General features: G+C 68.1%; 7 protein-coding genes. 2 read left to right on the top strand and 5 right to left on the bottom strand.

Annotation, left to right across the window (positions count from 1 at the left end; all coding sequences use genetic code 11):
* Together ACFMBG_RS23385 and ACFMBG_RS23380 are read left to right on the top strand one after the other, a co-directional pair.
* Nucleotides 1–276, top strand: a 276-nt coding sequence (locus ACFMBG_RS23385) for a universal stress protein (protein ID WP_421057055.1), incomplete at its 5' end; no start/stop codon positions are given.
* A gap of 39 nt (nt 277–315) precedes the next feature.
* Nucleotides 316–1,128, top strand: coding sequence for a formate/nitrite transporter family protein (locus tag ACFMBG_RS23380; RefSeq protein WP_421057054.1), 813 nt, complete (start codon nt 316–318; stop codon nt 1,126–1,128).
* A 9-nt stretch (nt 1,129–1,137) separates the two neighbouring features.
* On the opposite strand, the gene ACFMBG_RS23375 is transcribed toward ACFMBG_RS23380, so the two are convergent.
* The 5 genes from ACFMBG_RS23375 to ACFMBG_RS23355 all read right to left on the bottom strand — a co-directional run.
* On the bottom strand, nt 1,138–1,716 hold the full coding sequence (locus ACFMBG_RS23375; protein ID WP_421057053.1) for an NAD(P)H-dependent oxidoreductase: 579 nt from the start codon (nt 1,714–1,716) through the stop codon (nt 1,138–1,140).
* On the bottom strand, nt 1,713–2,864 hold the full coding sequence (locus ACFMBG_RS23370; RefSeq protein ID WP_421057052.1) for a site-2 protease family protein: 1,152 nt from the start codon (nt 2,862–2,864) through the stop codon (nt 1,713–1,715). Before ACFMBG_RS23370 ends, ACFMBG_RS23375 begins: the two co-directional genes overlap by 4 nt.
* 59 nt (nt 2,865–2,923) lie before the next feature.
* Complete coding sequence (locus ACFMBG_RS23365; protein WP_421057051.1) at nt 2,924–3,637, bottom strand: VIT1/CCC1 transporter family protein; 714 nt, start codon at nt 3,635–3,637, stop codon at nt 2,924–2,926.
* A 61-nt stretch (nt 3,638–3,698) separates the two neighbouring features.
* Entirely contained in the window at nt 3,699–4,901 is a 1,203-nt protein-coding gene (locus tag ACFMBG_RS23360) for an efflux RND transporter periplasmic adaptor subunit (protein WP_421057050.1), read from the bottom strand.
* 3 nt (nt 4,902–4,904) lie between these two features.
* Nucleotides 4,905–5,997 (bottom strand): ABC transporter permease (locus ACFMBG_RS23355; protein ID WP_421057049.1); only part of this gene is annotated, 1,093 nt, incomplete at its 5' end.

Below are 5,997 nucleotides of genomic sequence, written 5' to 3'. Positions count from 1 at the left end.
TTCGACCCGGACATGAGCGACGCGCGCGACGGCGAGGACCCCGGCGCAGATGCCGCCGCCTGGCTCAGCCATCACGGCTGCACCGTCACCTTGTCGCAGTTCCCCACAGGCGGCCATGACACCGGCAGCGCCATCCAGGACCGCGCCCGCGAGGCCGGGGCGGATCTGGTGGTGATGGGCGCCTATGGCCATTCCCGCCTGCGCGAGGCAGTGTTTGGCGGCACCACCCGCAGCATGCTGGAGCAGACCGCCCTTCCAGTCCTCTTTGCCCATTGACCCGTCCGCGCCCGCAGCCTTGCCGCAAGGGAACAGCCGATGACTGACCAATCCCCGTTCGACGCCCATAAACCCGCCGAGATCGCCGCTCTGGTGGAGACCGCAGGGGTGGCCAAGGCCCGGCTGCCGCTGCCCCAGATGTTTGTGCTGGCAATGCTGGCGGGCGCCTTCATCGGCTTCGGCGCCGCTGCCTATACCACCGCGATGACCGGAGCGGACACCGCGTCAGGCCCGGTGCGGGTGCTGGGCGGCGCGGTGTTCTCGATGGGTCTCATTCTGGTTGTCGTTGGCGGGGCCGAGCTGTTCACTGGCAACGTGCTGATGGTGATCGCCGCGGTGGACCGCAAGATACGGCTGAGACGGCTGTGGCGCAGCTGGGCCATCGTCTATGCCGGCAACCTCGCAGGCGCCGCCGGCCTGGCCGCCGCCTTTGCCTTCACCGGACTGCTTGAAGGTCCAGTGGGCGCCACCGCCGCCCGCATCGCCGAGGCCAAGTCCACCCTCTCCCCGATGGAGGCGTTCATGCGCGGCGCCCTGTGCAACGGGCTGGTTTGCCTGGCGGTCTGGCTCTCCTTCGCCGCCCGCACCGCCGCGGGCAAGATCCTCGCGGTGCTCTGGCCGATCACCGCCTTTGTGCTCCTGGGGCTGGAGCATTCGGTGGCCAACATGTTCTTCTTCCCGCAGGGCTGGGCCGCCGGCGCTGCAGTTTCCCTGCACGCGGCCGCGGCCAATCTGTTCTGGGTCACCCTGGGCAATATCCTTGGCGGTGCCGGCGGGGTCGCCTTTGCCTATTGGTTCGCCTACCAGGGCCGCACCGCCCCCGCCGCCGGAAAACCGCAGCGCAAGCCGTGACACACACACTCAGCGGGCCGCAGCCCCGTCGCTTGCGGCCTCCGCCAGATAGGCCAGCCGCCGCTCCGACCGCTTGTCCTCGACCATGCCGCAGACCGTCCAGCGCACCGGCCTGATGCCGCAGAACTTCAGGATGTTGCGTTCGAAACTGCGCAGCGAATGGGCAAAGTAGAACCAGCGGTAGAAGAATGCAGGCATCCCCATGGTCACGATGATCCGCGCGCTCTTCCCCTGCAACTCGGGATGCCAGCCTTTCTCGCCGACGGTAAAGGCGAAATGCTCGCGGAACACCTGTTCCAGCCAGGCCTTCAGCAGCGCCGGCATGGTGCCCAGCCACAGCGGGTAGACAAAAACCAGGTGATCCGCGGCCGCGACCGCCTGCTGGCCGCGGGCAACATAGTCCGGAAGCTCTTCCGCTTCCCATTCCGCGCGGCTGCGCAGGCAGGTGACGCCGCTATCGGCCACGCCGATGATCTGCACCTGATGGCCCGCATCCGCGGCCCCCTTGGCATAGCTCTGCGCCAGCGCGTGGCAGAAATGCTCCTGGCTGCTGTCCGGGTGGCCCTGGATGATCAGTATTTGCGTCATATGCTCTCCCCCTTGCCGTCCAGCCGCCGCATCTCCTGCAGCAGAGCCATGTATCCGGTCAGGTCCGTCAGGGTGATCACCCCCAGCAGCCGGCCCTGATCCGTGACCAGGAACTTGCGCCGCCCGGTTTCCGAAATCTTCCGCATCAGCGCGTCGGCCTGCATCCCCGGACCCACCGAGTTGCCGCTATCGGGCGGCTGGTAGACTTCATCCACCGGGGTCAGTGCCCACCGGTCCTGCGGCACCCGCGCCAGGTCCTGCGTGTCGGTGCAGCCCAGCAGCACCCCCTCTTGCATCACCGGAACAAAGCTTTTGCGCTCAGGCAGCAGCACCTGATGCGCCAGCGCCTCCAGGCTCAGCTCCGGGCCCACGGTCACCGGGTCACGGGTCATCAGGTCGGCCACCGTCTTGCCCTTGAAAGCGGCGTTCTGCAGCTGATGGGCATAGGTTCCCTTGGCCGCCGACAGCACGAACACCCCGATCAGCACCTGCCACATTGCTGCCACCGGATTGCCGGAGAACAGCCCGATCAGCCCGTAAAAGATCAGCGCGTAGGCGAAATAGCTGCTGATCCGGGTGGCGGTCCGGGTCGCCGCCAGCAGGTCGCGGCTGCGGCTCCACAGCCAGGCCCGCAGGATGCGGCCGCCGTCCAGCGGAAAGGCCGGCACGAGGTTGAACACCGCCAGCACCAGGTTGATCAGCGCCAGGTAACCCAGCACCGGGTTCAGCGCTCCGCCCGGCGCCAGCGCCCAGCCGATCTGCGCCAGCAGCCAGAAACCAAAGGCTAGCGCAAAGCTCATCAGCGGCCCGGCAATGGCAATCCAGAACTCACTGACGGCGGTCTTCGGCTCCGAGCCGAGCTCCGCCACGCCGCCAAAGATGAACAGGGTGATGCCCTTGATCTCCACCCCAAAGCGCCGCGCCACCACGGAATGCGACATCTCATGCAGGATCAGCGAGGCAAAGAACCCCAGCATCGCCAGAATGGCGAGCGTCAGGTAAACCGCCTGCCCTGCCCCGGGATAAGACATCGGAAAGAATTGGGTGGCCAGGCTCCAGGTGATCAGTGCCGCGATCAGCAGCCAGCTGGGATCGACCTTGATGTCAAAGCCCTGCAGCCGCGCGATCCTGACTGCGTTTTGAAACATGGAACTCCCCTCCTGCCGCAATATATAGCGCCGCCGCGCCGATGCCCCTTTGATCCGGCTCAAACCCGGAACAGGCTGCCCGCTCCATAGGCCAGCGCCGCCGCGCAGGAGCCGATCAGCAGCGTTTCCAGCCCCGATACCCACCAGGGCGACAGCGACCAGATGCTCTTGCTGGCGCCGATGACAAAGAACACCAGCCCGGTCGCAACCGAGGCCATCAGGAACGGATCCGGCAGCCCCAGGATAAAGGGCAGCAGCGGCACGATCCCGGCCAGCATGAAGGCAAAGAAGGTGGTCAGCGCCGCTGCCACCGGATTGGGTTCCGCGGGCCCCAGCCCGTATTCGCTGGCCAGCATCAGCGAAATCCACTTCTCGGGCCTGGCCGCCACTGCCTTCACCGCGCCCTCCAGCACCTCGCCGCTGAGGCCCAGCTGCTCAAGGATCTGGCGCAGCTCCTCGCGCTCGCCCTCCGGGTGGTCGCGGATATGGCGCTGCTCCACCTGGTACAGCCGCCGCCGGTCGTCCAGATCCGCCTTGGTTCCCAGGTAATTGGCAGCGGCCATGGAGAACCCGTCCGCCAGCACATTTGCGATCCCCAGCACGATGATCACCGACGAGGAAAACCCCGCCCCCTCGACCCCTGCCGCAATGGCAAAGGTCGTCACCGCACCGTCGATGCCGCCATAAACCGCATCCCGCAGCCGCCCCTCCTTCCTGCTGTCCTGCAGGCGGCGGGCGATCTCTTCCCTGCTGTGCCCATGCTCCGCTTTCATGGCCCCATGATCCGCTAAGCGGGCGCGCGCTGCCTTGAGCGAGGTCAAGCCGCCGCCGCCCTCAGCGCTCGGTGATCAGCACCCCGTCCGCCACCGCCTCGCCGGGGTGCAGGATCACCCGTTCACCCGGCTCAAGCCCGGACAGAACCTGCGCCACCTGGCCGTTGCGCCGCCCCAGCTGCAGCGGGCGGACAGAGGCCCGCCCGTCCGCCGCGACAAAGGCCGCCCAGCCGCCGCCCTCCCGGAACAGCGCGCTAACCGGGATCCGCAGCACGTCCTCCGCCTCCCACTCAACGATGCGGGCAAAGACCGAGAACCCCTCGCCCAGGCTGGTGCGCTCTGCCTGCGGCGTGGTCAGGGCAAAGAACACATCGACCCTCTGTTCCTCGATCCCCAGCGCCGAGACCTTGGTGCGCGCCACCGGCTCGATCCGGTCCAGCACCGCCTCCAGCGGCTTGGGGCCGCCCCAGCGCTCGATGCTGGCGCGGGCGCCCGGCGCCAGCCGCACCGCGTCCGAGGACAGCAGATCCGCCACCAGCTCCAGATCCTGCGGATCGCCGATAGTCACCAGCAAATCCCCCGGCAGCACCGGGCGCTCACTGATGGTGACCACCGACAGCACCACCCCGTCAGCCGGCGCCCTGATGCGGATGCAGCAGCTGTCCGGCACCTCCACCCCAGCTTCCGGCAGGATCAGCGCCGCTTCGGCCCGCGCCAGGGTGCTTTGCGACATGTCCACCCGCGCACCGGCCGCCTCCTCCCCGGCGATGGCCACCGCCAGCCGCTGGGTCGCATCCTCCAGCCGCGTCAGCGAGGCGACATTGCGCTCCGCCAGCGCCTTCACCCGGTCATACTGGCTCTGCGCCAGGATGCGGTCTTCGATGGCCTTCTGCAGGTCGGCGCGCGCCACATGCAGCGCCGCCTGCGCCTCCTGCAGGGTTGCCTGCGCCTGCGCCCGGGTGCGCGCATCCAGCAGCCGCGGCCGGGCGGGCTCGACAATCGCGACCACGGTTTCGCCCGCCGCCACCCGGTCCCCCGCCCGCACCGGCGACCGCCGCGCGGTACCCGCGATCGGCGCTGCCACCTCAAACAGGTCGCGGACCCGCGTCTCGCCATCGGCATCGATGGTAATCTCCATCCTGCCGCGCGTGACCTCATGCAGGTCCACCGCCGCAGGCTCCTCCCGGAACGCCACATAAAGCAGCGCCGCCAGCACACCGCCGCCGGTCAGGTACAGGAGCAGGCTGCGCAGGTTCGGAAACATCTGTTACTCCCTGGTTTTCATCACTGCCACAAGATCCATCCGGTCCAGCCGCCGCCGCACGATCAGCACCGAGCATAGCGCCGCCGCCAGCACGATCAGGCTGGCGGAGGCAAAGGCGGCGGGCTCCAGCACCAGCGGGATGGTGTAGATGTCGCTGGAGAAATTCTCCACCGCCAGCCGCGCGATCGCGGCGCCGATCAGCCAGCCCGGCGGCTGCGCCAGCAGCGCCAGCAGCATCATCTCCCCCGCCAGGATGAAGGAGACCTCGCGGCGCGAAAACCCCAGGATGCGCAGGCTGGCCAGCTCGCGGGCGCGCTCCGACAGCTGGATGCGGGCGCCGTTGTAGGCGACGCCGATGGTGATCAGCACCGCAATGGTGATGTAGACCGTGTTCATCACGATCACCTGCTGCGCGATGACCTCCCGGAACGACCGGCGCATATCCGTCATCACCGGCACCCCTGCCACCGCCGGCAGCGCCTTGAGGCGGGTGAAAAGCGCGTCTTGCTGGATGGCGTCGATGGCAATGCTGGCGGCGGAATACTGCGGCGCCTGCCGGAACAGCGCATTCAGGCTGGCGTGATCCATATAGGCACCCAGCCCGAAATACTGCTTTACCGTGCCCGTCACCGGCAGCTGCCGGATCTCGCGCCGTCCGCTGGTGAACTGCACCTCCACCAGCGTCCCCGGCGCGGCGCCCAGCTGCTCCGCCAGCCGCTCGCTCAGCAGGATGCCGCCGGGGCCTGCATTGGCCACGCTGCCGTCGCTGGCCACCACCCGGCTCAGATCCGGGTCTGGCACCCGCGCCTCGATCGACACCCGTTTCGAGCGCGGCCCGTGCCGCAGAATGGCCGCTGCATACTGCTGCCCTTCCGCCTGCAGGACACCGGGCAGGGCGCGGATTTCCTCCAGCACGCTTTCCGGCTGGTCCTCGGTGAACATCACCACCGCATCCTGCCGGTTGCTCTGGTAGAACGCCGTGTGCATGATCTCGTCCAGCGCATCCGCAAAAAAGGACGAAGCCACCACCGAGGCCACCGCCAGCGCCAGCCCCAGCCCGGTCATCGCGCTGCGCACGGGCCAGCGCAGCAGGCTG

Origin of the sequence: Leisingera coralii, from assembly GCF_049056525.1 — a bacterium.
Classification (GTDB): domain Bacteria; phylum Pseudomonadota; class Alphaproteobacteria; order Rhodobacterales; family Rhodobacteraceae; genus Leisingera; species Leisingera coralii.
This window is presented reverse-complemented; position numbering and strand designations above follow the sequence as displayed.